This is a genomic window from Pseudomonas sp. S2_H10, assembly GCF_054668285.1.
In genome coordinates this window covers 5,031,427-5,053,681 of record NZ_CP162754.1, presented here as the reverse complement: position 1 = coordinate 5,053,681, position 22,255 = coordinate 5,031,427, and the positions used below count along the sequence as shown (strand labels likewise).

The 22,255-nt window shown below is 59.5% G+C and carries 20 protein-coding genes; 2 read left to right on the top strand and 18 right to left on the bottom strand.

What is annotated here, in order from left to right:
* The first annotated feature begins 64 nt into the window (after positions 1–64).
* Positions 65–388: a ferredoxin FdxA gene (gene fdxA, locus AB4O16_RS22610; RefSeq protein ID WP_007970729.1), complete on the top strand. Its 324-nt coding sequence runs from the start codon at positions 65–67 to the stop codon at positions 386–388.
* A 471-nt stretch (positions 389–859) separates the two neighbouring features.
* On the opposite strand, the gene rpoS is transcribed toward fdxA, so the two are convergent.
* The 8 genes from rpoS to AB4O16_RS22570 all read right to left on the bottom strand — a co-directional run bounded on the left by rpoS (position 860) and on the right by AB4O16_RS22570 (position 7,993).
* Entirely contained in the window at positions 860–1,867 is a 1,008-nt protein-coding gene (gene rpoS / locus AB4O16_RS22605; protein ID WP_007990225.1) for an RNA polymerase sigma factor RpoS, read from the bottom strand.
* Positions 1,868–1,971: 104 nt separating this feature from the next.
* Positions 1,972–2,829: a peptidoglycan DD-metalloendopeptidase family protein gene (locus tag AB4O16_RS22600; protein ID WP_460155847.1), complete on the bottom strand. Its 858-nt coding sequence runs from the start codon at positions 2,827–2,829 to the stop codon at positions 1,972–1,974.
* A gap of 211 nt (positions 2,830–3,040) precedes the next feature.
* Positions 3,041–3,676, bottom strand: a complete 636-nt coding sequence (locus AB4O16_RS22595) for a protein-L-isoaspartate(D-aspartate) O-methyltransferase (RefSeq protein WP_177323574.1) — start codon at positions 3,674–3,676, stop codon at positions 3,041–3,043.
* Between the two features lie 41 nt (positions 3,677–3,717).
* Entirely contained in the window at positions 3,718–4,467 is a 750-nt protein-coding gene (surE, locus tag AB4O16_RS22590) for a 5'/3'-nucleotidase SurE (RefSeq protein ID WP_150718441.1), read from the bottom strand.
* Positions 4,455–5,513 (bottom strand): tRNA pseudouridine(13) synthase TruD, encoded by a 1,059-nt coding sequence (gene truD, locus AB4O16_RS22585; protein WP_460155846.1) that lies wholly within the window; start codon positions 5,511–5,513, stop codon positions 4,455–4,457. Before truD ends, surE begins: the two co-directional genes overlap by 13 nt.
* Positions 5,510–5,983, bottom strand: a complete 474-nt coding sequence (ispF, locus tag AB4O16_RS22580; RefSeq protein WP_096513149.1) for a 2-C-methyl-D-erythritol 2,4-cyclodiphosphate synthase — start codon at positions 5,981–5,983, stop codon at positions 5,510–5,512. The genes truD and ispF overlap by 4 nt, the downstream gene beginning before the upstream one ends.
* A gap of 43 nt (positions 5,984–6,026) precedes the next feature.
* Complete coding sequence (gene fghA / locus AB4O16_RS22575) at positions 6,027–6,872, bottom strand: S-formylglutathione hydrolase (RefSeq protein ID WP_160389942.1); 846 nt, start codon at positions 6,870–6,872, stop codon at positions 6,027–6,029.
* A gap of 8 nt (positions 6,873–6,880) precedes the next feature.
* Positions 6,881–7,993, bottom strand: a complete 1,113-nt coding sequence (locus AB4O16_RS22570; RefSeq protein ID WP_060541048.1) for an S-(hydroxymethyl)glutathione dehydrogenase/class III alcohol dehydrogenase — start codon at positions 7,991–7,993, stop codon at positions 6,881–6,883.
* A gap of 107 nt (positions 7,994–8,100) precedes the next feature.
* On the opposite strand from AB4O16_RS22570, the gene AB4O16_RS22565 reads away from it, so the two are divergent.
* On the top strand, positions 8,101–8,997 hold the full coding sequence (locus AB4O16_RS22565; RefSeq protein ID WP_160389941.1) for a LysR family transcriptional regulator: 897 nt from the start codon (positions 8,101–8,103) through the stop codon (positions 8,995–8,997).
* On the opposite strand, the gene ispD is transcribed toward AB4O16_RS22565, so the two are convergent.
* The 10 genes from ispD to lpxB all read right to left on the bottom strand — a co-directional run bounded on the left by ispD (position 8,994) and on the right by lpxB (position 22,254).
* Positions 8,994–9,701, bottom strand: coding sequence for a 2-C-methyl-D-erythritol 4-phosphate cytidylyltransferase (gene ispD, locus AB4O16_RS22560; RefSeq protein WP_160389940.1), 708 nt, complete (start codon positions 9,699–9,701; stop codon positions 8,994–8,996). The two genes, AB4O16_RS22565 and ispD, sit on opposite strands and share 4 nt — an antisense overlap.
* Positions 9,698–9,976 (bottom strand): cell division protein FtsB, encoded by a 279-nt coding sequence (gene ftsB / locus AB4O16_RS22555; protein WP_007970710.1) that lies wholly within the window; start codon positions 9,974–9,976, stop codon positions 9,698–9,700. The genes ispD and ftsB overlap by 4 nt, the downstream gene beginning before the upstream one ends.
* Positions 9,977–10,146: 170 nt before the next feature.
* Positions 10,147–11,436: a phosphopyruvate hydratase gene (gene eno, locus AB4O16_RS22550; RefSeq protein ID WP_460155845.1), complete on the bottom strand. Its 1,290-nt coding sequence runs from the start codon at positions 11,434–11,436 to the stop codon at positions 10,147–10,149.
* Between the two features lie 144 nt (positions 11,437–11,580).
* Positions 11,581–12,426 (bottom strand): 3-deoxy-8-phosphooctulonate synthase, encoded by an 846-nt coding sequence (gene kdsA / locus AB4O16_RS22545; protein WP_150718434.1) that lies wholly within the window; start codon positions 12,424–12,426, stop codon positions 11,581–11,583.
* A gap of 6 nt (positions 12,427–12,432) precedes the next feature.
* Entirely contained in the window at positions 12,433–14,064 is a 1,632-nt protein-coding gene (locus tag AB4O16_RS22540; protein WP_110657475.1) for a CTP synthase, read from the bottom strand.
* A 274-nt stretch (positions 14,065–14,338) separates the two neighbouring features.
* Positions 14,339–15,667: a tRNA lysidine(34) synthetase TilS gene (tilS, locus tag AB4O16_RS22535; protein WP_160389938.1), complete on the bottom strand. Its 1,329-nt coding sequence runs from the start codon at positions 15,665–15,667 to the stop codon at positions 14,339–14,341.
* A 133-nt stretch (positions 15,668–15,800) separates the two neighbouring features.
* Positions 15,801–16,748, bottom strand: coding sequence for an acetyl-CoA carboxylase carboxyltransferase subunit alpha (locus AB4O16_RS22530; protein ID WP_150718431.1), 948 nt, complete (start codon positions 16,746–16,748; stop codon positions 15,801–15,803).
* A gap of 139 nt (positions 16,749–16,887) precedes the next feature.
* Entirely contained in the window at positions 16,888–20,409 is a 3,522-nt protein-coding gene (gene dnaE, locus AB4O16_RS22525; RefSeq protein WP_460155844.1) for a DNA polymerase III subunit alpha, read from the bottom strand.
* 76 nt (positions 20,410–20,485) lie between these two features.
* On the bottom strand, positions 20,486–21,112 hold the full coding sequence (gene rnhB, locus AB4O16_RS22520) for a ribonuclease HII (protein ID WP_160389936.1): 627 nt from the start codon (positions 21,110–21,112) through the stop codon (positions 20,486–20,488).
* 11 nt (positions 21,113–21,123) lie between these two features.
* Positions 21,124–22,254, bottom strand: a complete 1,131-nt coding sequence (lpxB, locus tag AB4O16_RS22515; protein WP_160389935.1) for a lipid-A-disaccharide synthase — start codon at positions 22,252–22,254, stop codon at positions 21,124–21,126.
* Between the last annotated feature and the right edge of the window lies 1 nt (position 22,255).

The following is a 22,255-nucleotide window of genomic DNA, read 5'->3' as shown; positions in this document are numbered from 1 at the left end:
TCCCGAACCTGGCGACCCCTACGAGAAGGGGCGCAGCAAGCCGCGCCTGAGGAGAAAATTAGAAATGACCTTCGTCGTCACCGACAACTGCATCAAGTGCAAGTACACCGACTGCGTAGAAGTCTGTCCGGTGGACTGCTTTTACGAAGGCCCGAATTTCCTGGTGATTCACCCGGATGAGTGCATCGATTGCGCGCTGTGCGAACCTGAATGCCCTGCTGTGGCTATCTTCTCCGAAGATGAGGTTCCGGCCGGCATGGAGAACTTCATCGAGCTGAACGCTGAGTTGGCCGATATCTGGCCGAACATCACCGAACGCAAGGATCCAATGCCCGATTCCGCGGAATGGGACGGCAAGCCAGGCAAGATCGCAGACCTCGAACGCTGATTACCCCCGCGTTCGCGAAAAAGGCCCCACAAGGGCCTTTTTGCTTTTCTGCGGGCAAAAAAAAGGGGCGGTTTGACCCGCCCACATTTTTTCCCTATTCCCTGTGTTCCTTTTCATCGTCCTGATGAATCGCGTCCTGCGATGTCCATTTCCTTCATCCTTGAAGGACGTGTCTGTCCGTCGACACAAGCGCCATACTAGAGCTTTCCCCTTCAGGATCAATCGCCCCCCGGTGTGCTGTCTGGCTGTCACACGCCATTCATAATAAAAAATATCAATATAAATCATATGGATAGCGATTATCGGCGCTACGCATGGACGATTGCCAGGGTGTAAAAATAACGAACACTTACGCAAGTGTAAGCTTGGGCTTACAGCACGAAACCAAAATTTTGCGGGAATCCGGTCTTTTGCCCAGGCAAAAAAAACCCCGAGCCATTCGGGGTTTTTCAAGCCATCGCAGTGAGCGCCTTATTGGAACAGCGACTCACTCGACAGACCATTTTTTTCGAGGATCTCGCGCAGCCGCTTCAAGCCTTCCACCTGAATCTGTCTGACCCGCTCACGGGTCAGGCCGATTTCCAGGCCTACGTCTTCAAGGGTGCTGCTTTCATGACCACGCAGGCCGAAGCGGCGTACAACCACTTCGCGTTGCTTGTCGGTCAGTTCCGAGAGCCACTGATCGATGCTCTGGGACAGGTCGTCGTCCTGCAACAGTTCGCATGGATCGGTTGGGCGGTCGTCAGTGAGGGTATCAAGCAGGGTTTTATCCGAATCCGGACCCAGCGAGACGTCGACCGAAGAAACCCGTTCGTTAAGGCCGAGCATGCGCTTGACCTCTCCCACCGGTTTTTCCAGCAGGTTGGCGATTTCTTCGGGTGAGGGTTCATGGTCGAGTTTTTGCGTCAGCTCCCGCGCGGCCCGCAGGTACACGTTCAGCTCTTTGACCACATGGATCGGCAACCGGATGGTCCGGGTCTGATTCATGATTGCGCGTTCGATGGTCTGGCGAATCCACCAGGTCGCGTAGGTCGAGAAGCGGAAACCGCGTTCCGGATCGAACTTCTCCACCGCCCGGATCAAGCCGAGGTTGCCCTCTTCGATCAGGTCCAGCAGCGACAGCCCACGATTGACATAGCGCCGGGCGATTTTCACCACCAGCCGCAAGTTGCTTTCAATCATGCGTTTGCGCCCGGCCGGATCGCCACTTTGCGACAGGCGCGCAAAATGAACTTCTTCTTCGGGTGAAAGCAGGGGAGAGAAACCAATTTCATTGAGATACAGCTGCGTGGCATCGAGTGCCCGCGTGTAGTCAATGTACTTGTGTTGTTTCAACGATGCGGAGTGTTTGGATTTGGCACGAACGGAAGGTGGAGCCGCCCCTTCATCATTCGACATCGAATCCGTATCGATGCTGCTCTCCATCAGGAGAACCTCATCGTCGATGTCAAACTCCGGCACTTCTTTACTGAGAGCCATTGTTATAGTCCTTTGGTGAGTTCGACCTCAAGCTCAAGCGGCGCCTTTCTCCCTGGCAACGCTGGAGCCTGTCCCCTCTACGCGAGGAACAGGCTGGTAAGCGATCAACGACGTGGCAGGAATTGCAGCGGATCTACAGGTTTACCTTGGCGGCGAATCTCAAAATGCAGTTTCACCCGGTCTGTACCCGTTGACCCCATTTCGGCAATTGTCTGTCCGACCTTGACCTGCTGCCCCTCCCGAACCAACAGCCTGCGGTTATGTCCGTAGGCACTGACGTAGGTTTCACTGTGTTTGATGATCACTAATTCGCCGTAGCCCCTTAAGCCACTCCCGGCGTATACCACCGTCCCATCAGACGCAGCTAAAACAGGCTGTCCCAAATCTCCGGCGATATCAATTCCTTTATTCAAACTACCGTTTGAAGAGAATTTTCCAATCAGAATGCCATTAGATGGCCATCCCCAGCCGGTCGGGGCTGGCCCGGGCGGGGGCAAGGGAGCGGTTGCAGGCTTGCTCGCGACGGACGGTACAATCGTCGTCGTACTGGTGGTCGTACCGTTTGCCGAACGACGGATGACCGTGGTTTTACTCGACGACGAAGGTGTTGAACCGGACGTACCGGCCACCGCGGTCGACGTTGAATCGGTGCGACCATCAAAGCGAATCGTCTGACCCGGATGGATGGTGTAGGGCGCAGGAATGTTGTTGCGCGCCGCGAGGGCTTTGTAGTCCCAGCCGTAACGGAAAGCGATGGAGAACAGGGTGTCCTTGGGGCGCACCACGTATTGCCCCGTGGTCACGGCCGGGCGCTGAGGCGCGGCATTGTTGCGATCCACGACACGGACATCACTGGATTTGTTGCTGGAACAACCGACCAGCAATGTGCTCAAGACAAGGCCAGTCACCAGGCGCTGAAAGCTCGTTTTACTCATACGCTGCGCAATGACTGTGAGACTCACCCGCCGCTCCCTCTGTGGTGGCTGAAAATATGAAATACCGGAGTCCGGCATGAACTGTCGCAAGTATAACGGGCCGTGCACGCTTTACCTTTAATGTGGCGAATCGCCGTCGCGCACACGTTTGCTGCCTGACGATAAACTCCGTTTAACTGAACGATGCCGCTGTAAGACAAAGGCAATCGAAGAGAATTCAGCGTGCCGAAACAAATGCTCAGGCCAGTGGCCCATTGAGCAATGGCACAAAACGTACAGCCCCCAGAACATGCCTGGAAAAGCCCTGCTCCTCGCGGATGATCAGCATCAATTGCTGCACTTCGCCAGACCCGACCGGGATCACCATTCGCCCTCCCGGTGCCAACTGGTCAAGCAATGCCTGAGGCACATCGGTCGCTACCGCGGTGACGATAATCCCGTTATACGGCGCCAGGGCCGGCCAGCCTTCCCAACCATCGCCCCAGCGGAACACCACGTTGCGCAGGTTCAGTTCGACCAGGCGTTCCTTTGCCCGATCCTGCAGGACCTTGATGCGCTCGACCGAGAACACACGCTCGACCAGTTGCGACAGCACCGCCGTCTGATAACCCGACCCGGTGCCAATCTCCAGCACCTTGTCGAGGGGACCGGCCTCCAGCAGCAGCTCGCTCATGCGCGCCACCATATAAGGCTGGGAGATGGTCTGGTTGTTGCCGATCGGCAGCGCAGTGTCTTCATAGGCACGATGCGCCAGCGCTTCGTCGACGAAAAGGTGGCGCGGGGTCCGGCGAATGACCTCCAGCACCCTCGCGTTGGAGATGCCCTCCTCGTACAGGCGCTGGATGAGCCGCTCCCGGGTTCGCTGGGAGGTCATGCCGATACCGCGACGCAGCATATCGTCTTGTTCGCGACCCATCAGCGCAGTCCCTCCAGCCAGCCGTCCAGACTTCTGAAGGCATCATTGAACGTGCGATCCAGCTGCAGCGGCGTGATCGAAACATAACCCTGCATCACCGCATGGAAATCGGTACCCGGGCCGCCGTCTTCGGCATCCCCGGCAGCGGCGATCCAGTAACCGGACTTGCCCCGCGGATCCACCACCTTCATCGGTGCCGCGGCTCGGGCGCGATGGCCCAGGCGAGTCAGCTGGATACCGCGGATTCGCTCCAGCGGCAAATTGGGAATGTTCACGTTCAGTACCGTGCGCGGTGGCAGATCCAGGTCAGCATGGGCTTCGACCAGTTTGCGCGCGAAATGGGCCGCCGTGGGAAGGTTATCTACCTGGCGTGAGACCAGCGAAAAGGCAAATGAAGGGTGTTTCAGGAAACGCCCCTCGAGGGCCGCCGCCACCGTACCGGAATACAGCACATCGTCCCCCAGGTTCGCACCCAGGTTGATACCGGAAACCACCATGTCCGCTTCGCGCTCCAGCAGGCCGTTGAGGCCCAGGTGCACGCAATCGGTGGGTGTGCCGTTGAGGCTGATAAAGCCGTTGGCCAGGGTTTGCGGGTGCAACGGACGGTCGAGCGTCAGCGAACTGCTGGCGCCGCTTTTGTCCTGGTCCGGGGCGATAACCACGCACTCGGTGTAATCCGCCAGCGCAGCATAAAGCGCGGCGAGTCCGGGTGCGGTTACCCCATCGTCGTTAGAAATCAGAATACGCATGGGCTGTCCGTCTGCCCCACCGGCACCAGATCAACAAGCTCACGCACCAATACGGTGGCGAAGCATCCGGCCGGCAGGACGAATTCCAGTTGCAGAATGTCCAGCGAGGGATAATGCCACGTCAACCCGCCAATGGGCAGCCGCAGGATGCGACGTTCGTGGCTCATTCCGGCGCGGATCAACCAATCGCGAAGGTCCGCTTCGCGTGCAGCAATCGCCTGCTCCAGTTCATGGACAACCCCCGTGGCCGGCGAGTCACCTTCGCCCCACTGGGGACCGGTCGGGTGCAGATCGAGAATCGCCAGGCGCGGGTCACTGCACTCGGCTTCGCCTGCCGGGAAAAAGCTGCGGCTGTCGGTGAATGCCAGCAGATCGCCCACCTGGGCACGCTGCCAGGTGCCATCGGCGACACGTGCGGCCAGCACCTGATTGAACAGAAAACTGCGCGCCGTGGAGAGCAGCCGCGAGCGCACATTGCGCTGCTCCGGCAACGCCTTGCGCGCAGCCCAGGCACGGGCGTCGACGACGTTGCCGCCGTCATGGCCGAAACGCTGGGCACCAAAATAATTGGGGATGCCCTGTTTGGCGATCAGTTGCAGACGCTCTTCAAGCGCGGCCTTGTTGCCGGCGAATTGCGTCAGGCGCAACGTGAAACCGTTGGCCGAGTGCGCCCCGCGTTGCAGCTTGCGTTTGTGCCGGCTGGTCTTGAGGATTTTAAGCGTGTCGTTTTCTGCCGCCGACAGATCCGGATCAGCCTTGCCCGGCAATTGCACGCTGAACCACTGACGCGTCAGGGCCTGACGGTCCTTGAGCCCGGCATAGCTGACGGTGCGCAATGGTACACCCGCCGCCTTGGCAATCCGCCGAGCCGCCTCCTCAGTATTCAGGCCGCGCTTTTCCACCCAGATCCACAGGTGTTCGCCGTCGCCGCTAAGGGGAATGTCGAGGACTTCGTCGACCTGGAAGTCTTCCGCGATGGCTTTCAGTACCGCCGTGCCGAGGGCCTCACCGTAAGCCCGCGGGCCGAGCAATTGCAGTTCGTTCATGCGCGCAGCAACAAGGCAACGGAGTGCACGGCAATGCCTTCTTCGCGACCGACAAAGCCGAGCTTTTCGGTGGTGGTAGCTTTCACGTTCACTTGATCCAACTCTACTTGAAGATCCGCGGCAATCAGCGCGCGCATCGATTCGATATGCGGGGCCATTTTCGGCGCCTGGGCAACGATGGTGTTATCGACGTTGCCGACTTTCCAGCCTTTGGCATGGACCAGTGCGACGACGTGACGCAACAGCACACGGCTGTCGGCGCCCTTGAATTGCGGGTCGGTATCCGGGAAGTGCTTGCCAATGTCGCCGAGCGCAGCGGCGCCGAGCAAGGCATCGCTCAAGGCGTGCAGCAGGACGTCACCGTCGGAATGCGCGAGCAACCCGAAGCCGTGTGCAATACGCACGCCGCCCAGAGTGATGAAATCGCCTTCAGCGAAACGGTGCACATCATAGCCGTGGCCAATACGCATAAAAAAACGCCCCGAATTTTGTCAGGGCGTGATTCTACCTGCATTAGCCAACCAGAGCATGCGCGTGATGCCGCAAGTGATCTTCGATGAAGCTCGCGATGAAGAAATAGCTGTGGTCGTAGCCGGGTTGCAGGCGCAACGTCAGTGGGTGACCGGCCAGCTTGGCCGCCTGTTGCAAGGCTTGCGGCTTGAGCTGGGTGGCAAGGAAATCGTCGCGATCACCCTGGTCGACCAGCAGCGGCAGCTTTTCTTCGGCCTCGGCAATCAACGCACAGGCGTCCCATTCACGCCATTTCGAACGGTCCTCCCCCAGATAGCGGGAGAACGCTTTCTGTCCCCACGGGCAATCCATCGGATTGTTGATGGGCGAGAACGCCGACACCGACAGATAGCGCCCCGGATTGCGCAAGGCACAGACCAGCGCGCCGTGACCACCCATGGAGTGACCGCTGATGCCGCGCTTGTCCGACGCAGGGAAATGGGCTTCGACCAATGTCGGCAATTCCTGCACGACATAGTCATGCATCCGATAGTGGCGCGACCAAGGTTCCTGGGTGGCATTCAGATAGAAGCCAGCACCGAGGCCGAAGTCCCAAGCGCCATCCGGATCGCCCGGCACATCGGCACCGCGCGGGCTGGTGTCGGGGGCGACGATGATCAGCCCCAACTCGGCGGCCATGCGCATGGCGCCAGCCTTTTGCATGAAGTTCTCGTCGGTGCAGGTCAGGCCGGACAGCCAGTACAACACCGGCAGCTTGCCGCCCTGCTCTGCCTGTGGCGGCAGGTACACGGCGAACACCATGTCGCAGCCGAGCACTTGCGAGCGATGGCGGTAGCGTTTGTGCCAGCCGCCGAAGCTTTTCTGGCAGGAGATATTTTCCAGGCTCATGACAGACCTCAGAAATGGATGACGGAACGGATGCTTTTTCCTTCATGCATCAGGTCAAACGCCTTGTTGATATCTTCCAGGCCCATGGTGTGGGTGATGAAGGTATCCAGCGGAATCTCGCCGGTCTCGGCCATTTCCACATAGCTCGGCAGCTCGGTACGGCCGCGCACGCCGCCAAACGCCGAACCGCGCCAGACGCGGCCGGTGACCAACTGGAACGGGCGGGTGGCGATTTCCTGACCAGCACCGGCAACACCGATGATGACCGACTCGCCCCAGCCTTTGTGGCAGCACTCCAGCGCCGCACGCATCAATTGCACGTTGCCAATGCACTCGAAGGAAAAATCGACACCGCCGTCAGTCATGTCGACGATGACTTCCTGAATCGGACGATCGAAGTCTTTCGGGTTGACGCAATCGGTTGCACCCAACTGCTTGGCGATCTCGAATTTGGCCGGGTTGATGTCGATGGCGATGATGCGCGCTGCCTTGGCTTTCACGGCACCAATCACTGCCGACAGACCGATGCCGCCTAGGCCGAAAATGGCCACGGTATCACCCGGTTTCACCTTGGCGGTGTTGAGCACTGCACCGATCCCAGTAGTGACGCCGCAGCCCAGCAGGCAGACTTTTTCCAGCGGCGCTTCCTTGGCAATTTTGGCCACGGAGATTTCCGGAAGCACGGTGTACTCGGAGAAGGTCGAAGTACCCATGTAGTGGAAAATCGTTTCGCCCTTGTAGGAAAAACGCGAAGTACCGTCGGGCATCAAGCCTTTGCCCTGGGTTGCGCGAATCGCCTGACAGAGGTTGGTTTTGCCCGACAGGCAGAATTTGCACTGGCGGCATTCCGGGGTGTACAGCGGGATCACATGGTCGCCGACCGCAACAGAGGTCACGCCTTCGCCGATGGCCTCGACAATCGCACCACCTTCATGGCCGAGGATCGACGGGAAGATGCCTTCCGGGTCGGCGCCGGACAAGGTGTAGGCATCGGTATGGCAGACACCGGAGGCCACCACACGCAGCAAGACTTCGCCAGCCTTGGGCATGGCGACATCCACTTCAACGATTTCGAGGGGCTTCTTGGCCTCGAAGGCAACGGCGGCGCGCGACTTGATCATGGTGAGTCTCCAGTGAATAAAAACGAGACAGGGAGTGTAATACATGGCTCAACGATGAATAATCGATGCAAATGCAAAATATTATTGCCGCACAGGGATAATCATTGATGTCCGAAAATCGCTGGGAAGGGATCGACGAGTTTGTCGCCGTTGCCGAATGCAGTCAGTTCACTGCGGCGGCGGAACGCCTGGGGGTTTCTTCCTCACACGTCAGTCGACAAATCGTACGCCTGGAAGAGCGTTTGCAGACTCGCCTGCTCTATCGCAGTACCCGGCGCGTCACGCTGACTGAAGCCGGGCAAACCTTTCTGCAACACTGCCAGCGCCTGCAGGACGGACGCGAAGAGGCATTGCGCGCAGTGGGCGACTTGACCAGCGAACCCAAAGGCATGCTGCGCATGACCTGCGCCGTGGCTTATGGCGAACGCTTCATCGTGCCGCTGGTGACGCGGTTCATGGGGTTGTATCCGCAACTGCGCATTGATATCGAACTGACCAACCGGCAACTCGACCTGGTCCATGAAGGCCTCGATCTGGCGATCCGCCTCGGGCGTTTGCAGGACTCACGACTTGTTGCCACCCGCCTCGCGCCGAGGCGAATGTTTCTCTGCGCATCACCCTCCTACCTTGAACGCTACGGCCGCCCGCACAGCCTGTCGGAGCTGAGCCGCCACAACTGCCTCATCGGCAGTTCGGACCTTTGGCAACTGGAGCAGAACGGGCGGGAATTTTCGCAAAGGGTGCAGGGAAACTGGCGTTGCAACAGTGGGCAAGCGGTTCTGGATGCCGCGCTGCAAGGCGTAGGACTGTGTCAGTTGCCGGACTATTACGTGTTGGAGCACTTGAAAAGCGGCGCGTTGATTTCGTTGTTGGAACCTCATCAACCGCCGAATACAGCGGTTTGGGCGCTGTATCCGCAACAGCGGCATTTGTCGCCGAAGGTGCGCAAGTTGGTGGATTTTTTGAAGGAGGGGTTGGCCGAGCGGCCCGAGTACGCCAATTAGCGACGATTGGCCCAACGCTGGCGCAACCATTCAAGGTCTTCAGGACGCGTAACCTTGAGGTTATCGGAGCGCCCTTCGATCAGGCGTGGTGCCAAACCGGCCCATTCCATGGCCGAGGCTTCATCGGTCACCAGTGCATCCGCCACCAGGCTGTCCGCCAAAGCCCGATGCAACGCCCCGAGACGAAACATCTGCGGCGTGTAGGCCTGCCAGATCACGCTGCGATCCACGGTTTCGACCACACGACCGTGTTTGTCGACCCGTTTGAGCGTATCCCGTGCCGGAACCGCCAACAAACCACCGACCGGATCATCCGCCAGTTCGCCCAACAATTTATCGAGATCATCACGGGCCAGATTCGGCCGTGCGGCATCGTGAACCAGTACCCAATCCTCATCATCAGCGCCCTGCGCATGCAGGTGCAGCAAGGCATTGAGCACCGACCCTGAACGTTCGGAACCGCCCTCGACCCGGGCAATGCGCGGGTCACTGGCACACGCCAGGTTTGGCCAATAAGGATCGTCGACAGCGACACTGACCACCAGGCCTTTCAGAGCAGGATGATCGAGGAAACAGCCGAGGCTGTGTTCGAGAATAGTGCGCCCGCCCAGTTGCAAGTATTGCTTGGGACGGTCCGCGGCCATACGGGCACCGACGCCCGCGGCAGGAATCACGGCCCAGAAGGCCGGCAACGAATTAATCATTGGGCCAACTGGTAAAGGGTTTCACCGTCCTTGACCATGCCCAACTCATGGCGAGCCCGTTCTTCAACGGTCTCCATGCCCTTTTTCAACTCACTGACTTCGGCGTCCATCACCCGATTACGTTCCAGCAAGGCCTGGTTCTCAGCCTGCTGATCCGCAATCTGCTGAGTCAACTCGGCCACTTGCGCCAAGCTGCCATTTCCCACCCACAGGCGGTACTGCAGGCCAGCCAGCAACAAAAGCAGGATGAGGAACAACCAATTGGGACTGCGCATCGAATATCAGGTATCCAGTGAAAAAAGACAGCCATGCCAAACGTGAAGCTTCTGATAGCACGAAGCCTGGAAGAACCAGGCTTGTGCTGATAAGGCATCAGATTAGTGGCAAAAACGTCGCTGGAGCGATTTTTCCGACACAATCCGGTGTCTTTTTTACCATGTACTGCTTAGCCGCGGAATTCGCCGCGACCGTTGTACTTGGCTTTACCATTCAACTGCTCTTCGATACGCAGCAGTTGGTTGTACTTGGAAACGCGGTCGGAACGGCACAGGGAGCCGGTCTTGATCTGGCCAGCCGAGGTGCCCACGGCCAGGTCGGCAATGGTCGAATCTTCGGTTTCGCCGGAGCGATGCGAGATCACGGCGGTGTAACCGGCAGCCTTGGCCATCTGGATGGCTTCCAGGGTTTCGGTCAGGGTGCCGATCTGGTTGAACTTGATCAGGATCGAGTTGGCGATCTTTTTATCGATGCCTTCTTTCAGGATCTTGGTGTTGGTCACGAACAGGTCGTCGCCGACCAGTTGGACTTTCTCGCCGATCTTGTCGGTGAGGATCTTCCAGCCAGCCCAGTCGGACTCGTCCAGGCCATCTTCGATGGAGATGATCGGGTAACGCTCGGTCAGGCCTTCGAGGTAGTCAGCGAAGCCTTCGGCGGTGAACACCTGGCCTTCGCCGGACAGGTTGTACTTGCCGTCTTCGTAGAATTCGCTGGCCGCGCAGTCCAGGGCCAGGGTCACGTCGGTGCCCAGCTTGTAACCGGCGTTGGCAACGGCTTCGGAGATCACTTTCAGTGCGTCTTCGTTGGAAGCCAGGTTCGGCGCGAAACCACCTTCGTCACCAACGGCAGTGCTCAGGCCACGAGCCTTCAGCACGGCTTTGAGGTGGTGGAAAATCTCGGTGCCCATGCGCAGACCTTCCGAGAAGGACTTGGCGCCAACCGGCTGAACCATGAACTCCTGGATGTCGACGTTGTTATCGGCGTGCTCGCCACCGTTGATGATGTTCATCATCGGAACCGGCATCGAGTAGACACCCGGGGTGCCGTTCAGGTTGGCGATGTGAGCGTACAACGGCAGGTCCTGGTCCTGTGCTGCTGCCTTGGCCGCGGCCAGGGAAACGGCGAGGATCGCGTTGGCGCCCAGGGAACCTTTGTTTTCAGTGCCGTCGAGCTTGATCATTGCCAGATCGAGCGCTTTCTGGTCGCTTGGGTCCATGCCTTTCAACAGGTCGCGGATCGGACCGTTGATATTGCCTACGGCCTTCAGGACGCCCTTGCCCAGGTAACGGCTCTTGTCGCCATCACGCAGCTCGAGCGCTTCACGCGAGCCAGTGGAAGCACCGGACGGCGCGCAGGCACTGCCGATGATGCCGTTGTCGAGAAGCACGTCCGCTTCCACGGTGGGATTGCCACGGGAGTCGAGAACTTCACGACCTTTGATGTCGACGATTTTAGCCATTGTTGTAAACACTCCAAAGTTGACGAAAACGCTTACTGCTCGATTTTATAACTTGAGGTCACACTTGTAGGAGCCGGCTTGCTGGCGATAGCGTCCTTACGGACCCATCGCCAGCAAGCCGGCTCCTACAGTCGGATTTCGATGTTACGCGGTTTCTACCGTCGGAAAACTCTTCACCAGTTCGTCCAAAGCTTTGAGCTGGGCCAGGAATGGCTCCAGTTTGTCCAGGCGCAAGGCGCAAGGACCGTCGCATTTGGCGTTGTCCGGATCCGGGTGGGCTTCCAGGAACAGGCCGGCCAGCGACTGGCTCATGCCGGCCTTCGCCAGGTCGAGGACCTGGGCGCGACGACCGCCGGCGGAATCGGCGCGACCACCAGGCATTTGCAGCGCGTGGGTCACGTCGAAGAACACCGGGTATTCGAACTGCTTCATGATGCCGAAGCCGAGCATGTCGACGACCAGGTTGTTGTAGCCGAAGCTCGAACCACGCTCGCAGAGGATCAACTGATCGTTACCCGCTTCCACACACTTGTTCAGGATGTGCTTCATTTCCTGAGGCGCGAGGAACTGGGCTTTCTTGATGTTGATCACTGCGCCCGTTTTGGCCATCGCGACCACAAGGTCGGTCTGGCGCGACAGGAAGGCCGGCAACTGGATGATGTCGCAGACTTCAGCGACGACCGCGGCCTGATCAGGCTCGTGGACGTCGGTGATGATCGGCACGCCGAAGGCTTGCTTGATGTCCTGGAAGATGCGCATGCCTTCTTCCAGGCCAGGACCACGATAGGAGGTCACAGAAGACCGGTTGGCCTTGTCGAAACTGGCCTTGAACACGTAAGGGATACCGAGCTTTTCGGTGACCTTCACATACTCTTCGCAAACCTGCATGGCCATGTCACGGCTTTCCAGCACGTTCATGCCACCGAACAGCACCATGGGTTTGTCGTTGGCAATCTCGATGTCGCCGACGCGGATGATCTTCTGTGCCATCGGGGGTTACGCCTTCTTCTGGTGTTGAGTCAACGCTGCCTTGACGAAACCGCTGAACAGCGGGTGACCGTCGCGTGGCGTCGAGGTGAACTCAGGGTGGAACTGGCAAGCGACGAACCATGGGTGATCCGGTGCTTCAACCACTTCAACCAGTGCGCCATCACCGGAGCGCCCGGAGATCTTCAAACCGGCTTCCATGATTTGCGGCAGCAGGTTGTTGTTCACTTCGTAGCGGTGACGGTGACGCTCGACAATCACGTCCTTGCCGTAGCAACCGTGAACCAGGGAACCTGGCTCCAGCAGGCAATCCTGTGCACCCAGGCGCATGGTGCCGCCCAGATCGGAAGTTTCGGTACGGGTTTCGACGGCGCCGGTGGCATCTTCCCACTCGGTGATCAGACCCACGACCGGGTGACCGCTTGCACGATCGAACTCGGTGGAGTTGGCGTCTTTCCAGCCCATGACGTTACGAGCGAACTCGATAACGGCCACTTGCATGCCCAGGCAGATACCCAGGTATGGAACCTTGTTTTCGCGAGCGTATTGCACGGCGGTGATCTTGCCTTCAACGCCACGCAGACCGAAGCCGCCAGGCACCAGGATGGCGTCGACACCCTCGAGCAGAGCAGTGCCCTGGTTCTCGATGTCTTCGGAATCGATGTAGCGCAGATTGACCTTGGTACGGTTGCTGATCCCGGCGTGGCTCATCGCTTCGATCAGCGACTTGTAGGCGTCCAGCAGCTCCATGTACTTGCCGACCATGGCGATGGTGACTTCGTGCTCAGGGTTGAGCTTGGCGTCGACCACGGCTTCCCACTCGGACAGGTCGGCACCGCCGCATTGCAGGCCGAAACGCTCGACGACGAAATCGTCCAGGCCCTGGGAGTGCAGGATGCCCGGGATCTTGTAGATGGTGTCGGCGTCTTCCAGCGCGATCACCGCACGTTCTTCAACGTTGGTGAATTGCGCGATCTTGCGGCGCGAAGACACATCGATCGGGTGATCGGAGCGGCAGACCAGCACGTCCGGCTGCAGGCCGATGGAACGCAACTCCTTGACCGAGTGCTGGGTTGGCTTGGTCTTGGTTTCGCCGGCAGTGGCGATGTACGGCACCAGTGTCAGGTGCATCAGCATCGCGCGCTTGGCACCGACTTCGAAACGCAGTTGGCGGATCGCCTCGAGGAACGGTTGCGACTCGATGTCACCCACGGTGCCACCGATCTCGACCATTGCCACGTCGGCGTCGCCAGCACCCTTGATGATGCGGCGCTTGATTTCGTCGGTGATGTGCGGGATCACCTGGATGGTTGCACCCAGGTAGTCACCACGGCGCTCTTTGCGCAGCACGTGCTCGTAGACACGGCCGGTGGTGAAGTTGTTGTTCTGGGTCATGGTCGTGCGGATGAACCGCTCGTAGTGGCCCAGGTCCAGGTCGGTCTCGGCGCCGTCGTGGGTGACGAACACTTCACCGTGCTGGAACGGGCTCATGGTGCCCGGGTCGACGTTGATGTACGGGTCCAGCTTCAGCATGGTGACCTTAAGTCCCCGCGCCTCCAGGATGGCCGCCAATGATGCCGATGCAATGCCTTTCCCCAATGAAGAAACAACACCGCCCGTGACGAATATGTAGCGCGTCATGAAAAACCCTAGAAGTCTGCGTTAAAGCGGTCCGAGCCGCCGGGGAAAGCGAAGGAAGGCCGAAGCCCCCGATCACCTGCATTAATCACAGTGCACCTTTCAAAAAAACCGCCGCGTTGGGACAGACCGGGAAATGAATCACCGGTTCGTTGCTCGCTACACATTTTTTGGAATCGCCCAGCAAAGACTGCTTGGTAATCGGCAACTCCTGCAATTCAGGCGAATCCACAGAAGTTGTATCAAGAAGGGAGCGTAGTCTACCGGAAAGCCCCTTTCAGCTCAAACCTTGATCTTCGTTCAGTGGCTGCCAATGCAAATGCCAGTCGCCGATCGCACCACCATCGAGCCCCTTGAGGTTCGCTACCGCCAGCAATTGGCCGTCTTTGTAGAGCAGCGGCAATCTGCCGCGCACGAAGGACGGTACAGCGTTTTCATTGAGCAAACGTTTCAGGTCCCGATGCCCGCGGTTCGGCAAACCCATTACCTCACCGCCTTCACGATAGCGGATCTGCACCGGGCCATCGGGGATTTTGCCGCTGAGCGTGAGCACGCCGTTGCCTGGCAACACCAGCGGCAGAGCGGGGTCCAGCCATGTTCCTGCAACGGGCAATGGATTCAGCCAGGCACCGGACACCCACCAGACTCGTCCGCCGGCCCGATGCAACTCGCCCTGCGCCAAGCGCCAGATCGGTCGGGCATCACCGGTGGCATCACGCAAATCTTCCCAACCCGACCAGTGGTCACTGTCCGGCATTCGCGTGCGTGGTTCCAACCAGCGACTGATTGCATTTCGCTGGCGTGCGACCGAGAGTTTCTCCAGTGCTGCCAGCTCCAGAGACGGCAAGCCCAGCCAATCGAAATCACTGACCGTGCTCGCCAGACTCAAATCGATGTCCGCCAGATCATCGAGCAATGCCTGCGCCTCACTCAAGTGCGCAGCGCTGCGAGCCATGGTCGCCACCGCTTGCGGCCAGCGCGAGGCCAACGCAGGAAACACCTGATGTCGCAGGTAGTTGCGCGAGTACTGCCGATCCTCGTTCGAAGGATCTTCGACCCAGCTCAAGCCTTGCTCGCTGGCATAAGCCTCCAGTTCAGCCCGTGTGACATCAAGCAATGGCCGCAGCAGATGACCCTTGCCCAACGGACGCTGACGCGGCATTCCCGACAGCCCGCGCACACCGGCCCCACGCAGCAATCGAAACAGCAGGGTTTCCGCCTGATCGTCGCGGTGCTGGGCCGTCAGCAGCACTTCGTTGGCCTGAACGGTTTCAGTGAAGGCGTGATAGCGCGCATCCCGGGCTGCACGTTCAAGGCTGGCGCCCGGTTGCACCTGCACGCGAACGACTTGCAGCGGCACGCCCAGCGCAGCGCACACGGAACGACAATGTTCCGGCCACGCATCGGCCGCGGCTTGAAGGCCGTGATGGACATGGATGGCGTTGAGCGTCGGCAGGGATTGGGTTTTGGCGAGGTGTGCAAGAAGGTGCAGCAGGACGGTGGAGTCGAGGCCGCCGGAGAAGGCGATGTGCCAAGCGGTGGCGTTGCGCCACGACTTCAGATTCAGCAAGAGTCTGGAAGGCAAATCAATTCCGGGCCGATCCATATCTTTCCCTTTGCACAAATCAAATGTGGGAGCTAGCTTGCTCGCGATAGCGGTAGAACAGCCAACATGTTTGTTGAATGTTAAACCCTCATCGCGAGCAAGCTCGCTCCCACATGGGTACAGCGAGATCCGATTACAGACCGTAGCTCATCAGGCGATCATAACGGCGCTTGAGCAGCGCATCGTTGTCGAACTTCTTGAGCATCGCCAGTTGCGAGCTCAGCTCGGCGCGGATCGACGCGGCGGCAGTGGCCGGGTCACGGTGTGCGCCGCCCAATGGCTCGCCAATCACCTTGTCCACGATACCCAGGCCTTTGAGGCGCTCGGCGGTGATGCCCATCGCTTCAGCGGCATCCGGCGCTTTTTCGGCGGTTTTCCACAGAATCGAAGCACAACCTTCCGGCGAGATCACCGCGTAGGTCGAGTACTGCAGCATGTTCAACTGATCGCAGACGCCGATCGCCAGTGCACCGCCGGAACCACCTTCACCGATCACGGTGGCGATGATCGGGGTTTTCAGGCGGGCCATCACTCGCAGGTTCCAGGCAATCGCTTCGCTCTGGTTGCGCTCTTCAGCGTCGATGCCAGGGTAGGCGCCCGGGGTGTCGATGAAGGTCAGGATCGGCATCTTGAAACGTTCGGCCATTTCCATCAGGCGGCAAGCCTTGCGGTAGCCTTCCGGACGCGGCATGCCGAAGTTGCGGCGAACCTTCTCGCGCACTTCACGGCCTTTCTGGTGACCGATGATCATCACCGGCTTGTCGTCCAGACGGGCGATGCCGCCAACGATGGCAGCGTCGTCGGAGAAGTGACGATCACCGTGCAGTTCGTCGAACTCGGTGAAGATGTGTTCGATGTAGTCCAGGGTATACGGACGTTTCGGGTGACGCGCCAGACGTGCGATCTGCCAGCTGGTCAGCTTGCCGAAGATGTCTTCGGTCAGCGTCTTGCTCTTGTCCTGCAGGCGGGAGATCTCATCGCCGATATTCAGCGAATTGTCATTACCGACCAAGCGCAACTCTTCGATCTTGGCTTGCAGGTCGGCGATCGGCTGTTCGAAATCTAGAAAATTCGGGTTCATAGGCGTCCGTCTTGGGTCGAGTCCCAAGGGTTCTTGGGCCGGCCGGTTGTCTATTCGCGCCCTACCTTAAGGGACAGGCGCGTTGAGGTCGAGATTAAAAATTCAGGTCAAGGTCAGGGCAATCTGCTGGCACTGACCGTCAACGGTATTGGAGGAAGACGTTGTCTCGCCCGAACTGGTCACGCAGGGCTTGAATCAACGCATCCGCCGGATCGATTCGCCAGCCTTCGCCGAACTGCAACATGGCCTTCGCATCGGGGCTGGTGTAGTCCATGGTGACCGGGCACGCGCCGCGATGACGCTTCAACAATTCACCCAGCCAGCGTAGCTGATCGCCCTTGAGGTCCTTGGCATGCAACTTCAGGCGCAGGCTTTCGGCCAGGTTGGTGCGCGCATCTTCCATGCTCATCACCCGCTTGACCCGTAGCTTCAGGCCGCCGGAGAAGTCGTCATTGCTGACTTCGCCTTCGACCACCACCATGGCGTCGGTCTGCAACAGCGACTGCGCCGCATGGAACGACTCGGAAAACAGCGAGGCCTCGATCCGCCCGGAGCGGTCGTCAAGGGTGATGAACCCCATCTTGTCGCCCTTTTTGTTCTTCATGACCCGCAAGGCGATGATCATCCCGGCGACAGTCTGGGTATCGCGCGCCGGCTTGAGATCGATGATGCGCTGGCGGGCGAAACGACGGATTTCACCCTCGTATTCGTCGATCGGGTGACCGGTCAGGTACAGGCCGAGGGTGTCTTTCTCCCCTTTCAGGCGTTCCTTGAGGGTCAGTTCCTTGGCTTTGCGGTGATTGGCGTAGACGTCGGCGTCTTCTTCGACGAACAGACCGCCAAACAGGTCGGAGTGACCGCTGTCCTGGGTGCGCGCGGTCTGTTCGGCCGCCTTGATCGCTTCTTCCATGGCCGTCAGCAGCACCGCGCGATTGCGGTCGATGTTGGCCTGGTAGGCTTTCTGCTCATCGTGGAAATACGGCCCGAGGCGATCGAGCGCACCGCTGCGGATCAAACCGTCGAGGGTGCGCTTGTTGATGCGCTTGAGGTCGACCCGTGCGCAGAAATCGAACAGATCCTTGAACGGGCCTTTCAGGCGCGCTTCAGTGATCGCCTCGACCGGGCCCTCACCCACGCCCTTGATTGCGCCCAGGCCGTAAATGATCCGGCCTTCGTCGTTCACCGTGAACTTGAATTCGGAGGTGTTCACGTCCGGCGCGTCGAGACGCAGCTTCATCGTGCGCACTTCTTCGATCAAGGTCACGACCTTGTCGGTGTTGTGCATATCCGCCGACAGTACCGCGGCCATGAACGGCGCCGGGTAATGGGTTTTCAGCCACGCGGTCTGGTACGACACCAGGCCATAGGCGGCGGAGTGGGATTTGTTGAAGCCGTAGCCGGCGAATTTTTCCACCAGGTCGAAAATGTTACCGGCGAGGTCGGCGTCGATATTGTTGGTCGCGCAACCTTCAATGAAGCCGCCACGCTGCTTGGCCATTTCCTCGGGTTTTTTCTTACCCATGGCTCGACGCAGCATGTCCGCACCACCGAGGGTGTAACCGGCCATGACCTGGGCAATCTGCATCACCTGTTCCTGATACAGGATGATGCCGTAAGTCGGCGCCAGTACTGGCTTGAGGCCTTCGTACTGGTAGTCCGAGTGCGGGTACGCCAATTCGGCGCGGCCGTGCTTACGGTTGATGAAGTCGTCAACCATGCCCGATTGCAGCGGGCCCGGACGGAACAGCGCCACCAGTGCGATCAAGTCTTCCAGGCAGTCGGGCTTGAGCTTTTTGATCAGCTCCTTCATGCCGCGCGATTCAAGCTGGAACACCGCTGTGGTTTCGGCTTTCTGCAGCAGCGTGTAGGTCGGTTTGTCGTCCAGCGGGATGAACGCGATATCCAGCGGCGGCTCGTTGACCTTGGCGCGCTCGCGGTTGATGGTTTTCAGCGCCCAGTCGATGATCGTCAGGGTCCGCAGGCCGAGGAAGTCGAACTTCACCAGGCCGGCAGCCTCAACGTCATCCTTGTCGAACTGGGTTACCAGGCCGTCACCGGCCTCGTCGCAATAGATCGGCGAAAAGTCGGTGAGCTTGGTCGGCGCGATCACCACACCACCGGCGTGCTTGCCGACGTTACGCACAACGCCTTCGAGCTTGCGCGCCATTTCCCAGATTTCCGCGGCTTCTTCATCGACCTTGATGAAGTCGCGCAGGATCTCTTCCTGCTCGTAGGCCTTTTCCAGGGTCATGCCGACTTCGAACGGGATCATCTTCGACAGACGATCCGCCAGCCCGTAGGACTTGCCCTGCACCCGCGCCACGTCGCGGACCACAGCCTTGGCGGCCATGGAACCGAAGGTGATGATCTGGCTCACCGCATTGCGGCCGTATTTCTCGGCCACGTAGTCGATTACCCGGTCACGACCGTCCATGCAGAAGTCGACGTCGAAGTCGGGCATGGAGACCCGTTCCGGGTTGAGGAAACGTTCGAACAGCAGGTCATATTCCAGCGGGTCGAGGTCGGTGATCTTCTGCACATAGGCCACCAGCGACCCGGCACCCGATCCACGGCCTGGACCTACCGGCACGCCGTTGTTCTTGGCCCACTGGATAAAGTCCATCACGATCAGGAAGTAACCGGGGAAGCCCATCTGGATGATGATATCCAGCTCGAAATTCAGCCGGTCGACATAGACCTGACGCTTGGCCTCGTAGTCTTCGGTGGTGTCTTTGGGCCACAGTACTGCAAGCCGTTCCTCCAGGCCGTCGAACGAGACCTTGCGGAAGTATTCGTCGATGGTCATGCCATCGGGGATCGGGAAGTTGGGCAGGAAGTGCGTGCCCAGCTTCACTTCGATATTGCAGCGCTTGGCGATCTCGACGGTATTTTCCAGCGCCTCGGGAATGTCGCTGAACAGCTCGGCCATTTCATCGGCGCTTTTGAGGTACTGCTGATCGCTGTAGTTCTTCGAACGCCGCGGATCGTCGAGGGCGCGGCCTTCGCCGATGCAGACGCGGGTTTCGTGGGCGGCGAAGTCTTCCTGCTTGATGAAGCGCACATCGTTGGTCGCCACCAGCGGCGCACCAAGCTTCTCGGCCAGCGCCACGGCGCCGTGCAGTTGTTCTTCATCGTTGGGGCGGCTGGTGCGCTGGATTTCCAGGTAGAAACGATCCGGAAACACGTCCATCCATTCGCGGGCCAGGGTTTCGGCCTCGGCGGGGTTGCCGCTGAGCATGGCCTGGCCGATCTCGCCCTCCTTGGCCGCCGACAGCATGATCAAGCCGGCGTTGGCTTCAGCCACCCATTCGCGCTCGATGATGACCGCGCCATTGCGCTGACCATCGATAAAGCCGCGGGAAATCAGCTCGGTGAGGTTGCGATAGCCTTCGGCGTTCATCACCAGCAGGCTGATCCGGCTCAGCGGGTTGTCCGGATCCTTGTTCGACAGCCACAGGTCGGCGCCGCAGATCGGCTTGATCCCGGCACCCATGGCGTTTTTATAGAATTTGACCAGGGAACACATGTTGTTCTGGTCGGTGACCGCCACGGCAGGCATGTTCATGCCGACCAGGGTCTTGACCAGCGGTTTGATCCGCACCAGACCGTCGACCAGGGAGTATTCAGTGTGCAGGCGTAGGTGAACGAATGAAGCCGGCATAGTGATCCTGTCTGTGAACGTGAAAACAACAAGGCCCGGATTGTACCGGGCCTTGAGTAAAACATCAGCCTTGCGACTAACTCTCGATCAATCCTTCGCGAGCCTCATACGCCAGCCGCACAGGGGCAAACGAACGCCGATGAATCGGGGTCGGCCCAAGCCGTGCCAGCGCTTCCAGATGAACGGGCGTCGGGTAGCCTTTATGCCCGCCGATGCCGTAACCCGGGTAGATCAATTCGAACGCAGCCATTTCACGATCACGGCTGACCTTGGCCAGGATCGATGCGGCGGCGATGGCGGGAACCTTGCTATCGCCCTTGACCACGGCCTCGGAGCGCATCGGCAGTTTCGGGCAACGGTTGCCGTCGATCATCGCCAGCTTCGGCTGGACATGCAGCCCGGCGATCGCACGCTGCATGGCCAGCATGGTGGCGTGCAGGATATTGAGTTCATCGATCTCTTCGACTTCGGCGCGAGCGATGCACCAGCTCAGGGCCTTTTCGCAGATTTCGTCGTAGAGCTTTTCGCGGCGAGCCTCGGTGAGTTTCTTCGAGTCGTTCAGGCCCAGGATCGGGCGGTTCGGATCAAGGATCACCGCCGCCGTCACCACGGCGCCACAAAGCGGGCCGCGACCGACTTCATCGACGCCGGCAACCAATTCTTCGACTTCAGCGACCAAGGTGAAATCCAGCCCCATTTGCATGTTCGTTTTACTCACTGTACTTGGCCGATCAGGTTCAGCACTGCATCCGCAGCCTGGTTGGAGGCGTCCAGACGCAAGGTCCGGTGAATCTCGTCAAAGCCGCGGGTCTGCTCTTCCCCACCCTCGATCAACGGCGACAAGGTCTGGGCCAGCGCTTCGACCGTCGCATCGTCTTGCAACAACTCGGGCACCAACAGGCGCTGGGCCAACAGGTTCGGCAGCGAAACATACGGACTCTTGACCATGCGCTTGAGAATCCAGAACGTCAGCGGCGCCAGACGGTAGGCGACCACCATCGGCCGCTTGTACAGCAGCGCCTCAAGGGTTGCGGTGCCGGAAGCAATCAGCACCGCATCGCACGCGGCCAGGGCCAGATGGGACTGGCCGTCGAGCAGGGTCAATGGCAGATCGCGACCGGCCAACAGCTCTTCAAGCTGTGCGCGACGCTGCGCATTGGCGCACGGGACCACAAACCGCACCCCCGGACGCAACGCCCGCAGGCGCTGCGCAGTATCGAAAAACAACGCGCCGAGCCGGCCGACTTCACCGCCACGGCTGCCAGGCATCAACGCCACCAGCGGCCCGTCAGGCAAACCGAGTTCGGCCCGCGCAGCGGCGCGATCGGCTTGCAGGGGGATGGCATCAGCCAGGGTATGGCCGACGAACCGCACCGGCACGCCTTTTTCTTCGTAGAATTTGGCTTCGAACGGGAACAGCGTGAGCATCAGGTCGCAGCCTTCGCGAATCTTCAGCACGCGTTTCTGCCGCCAGGCCCAGACCGACGGGCTGACGTAATGCACGGTCTTGATGCCGGCCTGACGCAGCTTGAGTTCGATATTGAGGTTGAAGTCCGGCGCATCGATACCGATGAACACATCAGGCTTTGCGGCGATCAGGTCGGCTACCAGCTTCTTGCGCCGTGCCAGCAGTTCGCGCAGACGGCCCAGCACTTCCACCAGGCCCATGACGGACAGGCGTTCCATCGGAAAGTACGAGGTCAGGCCTTCAGCCTGCATCAGCGGACCGCCGACTCCAATGAATTCGACGGCAGGGTGACGAGCCTTGAGCGCGCGCATGAGGCCCGCACCCAGAATGTCACCGGAAGCCTCACCCGCTACCAGCGCAATACGCAGATTGACCATG

Excerpts from the sequence above, each read along its gene's own strand:
- fdxA (WP_007970729.1), top strand. The coding sequence starts at position 65 with ATGACCTTCGTCGTCACCGACAACTGCATCAAGTGCAAGTACACCGAC.
- rpoS (WP_007990225.1), bottom strand. The coding sequence starts at position 1,867 with ATGGCTCTCAGTAAAGAAGTGCCGGAGTTTGACATCGACGATGAGGTT.
- AB4O16_RS22595 (WP_177323574.1), bottom strand. The coding sequence starts at position 3,676 with ATGACCTCCCAGCGAACCCGGGAGCGGCTCATCCAGCGCCTGTACGAG.
- surE (WP_150718441.1), bottom strand. The coding sequence starts at position 4,467 with ATGCGTATTCTGATTTCTAACGACGATGGGGTAACCGCACCCGGACTC.
- truD (WP_460155846.1), bottom strand. The coding sequence starts at position 5,513 with ATGAACGAACTGCAATTGCTCGGCCCGCGGGCTTACGGTGAGGCCCTC.
- ispF (WP_096513149.1), bottom strand. The coding sequence starts at position 5,983 with ATGCGTATTGGCCACGGCTATGATGTGCACCGTTTCGCTGAAGGCGAT.
- fghA (WP_160389942.1), bottom strand. The coding sequence starts at position 6,872 with ATGAGCCTGGAAAATATCTCCTGCCAGAAAAGCTTCGGCGGCTGGCAC.
- AB4O16_RS22570 (WP_060541048.1), bottom strand. The coding sequence starts at position 7,993 with ATGATCAAGTCGCGCGCCGCCGTTGCCTTCGAGGCCAAGAAGCCCCTC.
- AB4O16_RS22565 (WP_160389941.1), top strand. The coding sequence starts at position 8,101 with ATGTCCGAAAATCGCTGGGAAGGGATCGACGAGTTTGTCGCCGTTGCC.
- ispD (WP_160389940.1), bottom strand. The coding sequence starts at position 9,701 with ATGATTAATTCGTTGCCGGCCTTCTGGGCCGTGATTCCTGCCGCGGGC.
- ftsB (WP_007970710.1), bottom strand. The coding sequence starts at position 9,976 with ATGCGCAGTCCCAATTGGTTGTTCCTCATCCTGCTTTTGTTGCTGGCT.
- eno (WP_460155845.1), bottom strand. The coding sequence starts at position 11,436 with ATGGCTAAAATCGTCGACATCAAAGGTCGTGAAGTTCTCGACTCCCGT.
- kdsA (WP_150718434.1), bottom strand. The coding sequence starts at position 12,426 with ATGGCACAGAAGATCATCCGCGTCGGCGACATCGAGATTGCCAACGAC.
- AB4O16_RS22540 (WP_110657475.1), bottom strand. The coding sequence starts at position 14,064 with ATGACGCGCTACATATTCGTCACGGGCGGTGTTGTTTCTTCATTGGGG.
- tilS (WP_160389938.1), bottom strand. The coding sequence starts at position 15,667 with ATGGATCGGCCCGGAATTGATTTGCCTTCCAGACTCTTGCTGAATCTG.
- AB4O16_RS22530 (WP_150718431.1), bottom strand. The coding sequence starts at position 16,748 with ATGAACCCGAATTTTCTAGATTTCGAACAGCCGATCGCCGACCTGCAA.
- dnaE (WP_460155844.1), bottom strand. The coding sequence starts at position 20,409 with ATGCCGGCTTCATTCGTTCACCTACGCCTGCACACTGAATACTCCCTG.
- rnhB (WP_160389936.1), bottom strand. The coding sequence starts at position 21,112 with ATGCAAATGGGGCTGGATTTCACCTTGGTCGCTGAAGTCGAAGAATTG.
- lpxB (WP_160389935.1), bottom strand. The coding sequence starts at position 22,254 with ATGGTCAATCTGCGTATTGCGCTGGTAGCGGGTGAGGCTTCCGGTGAC.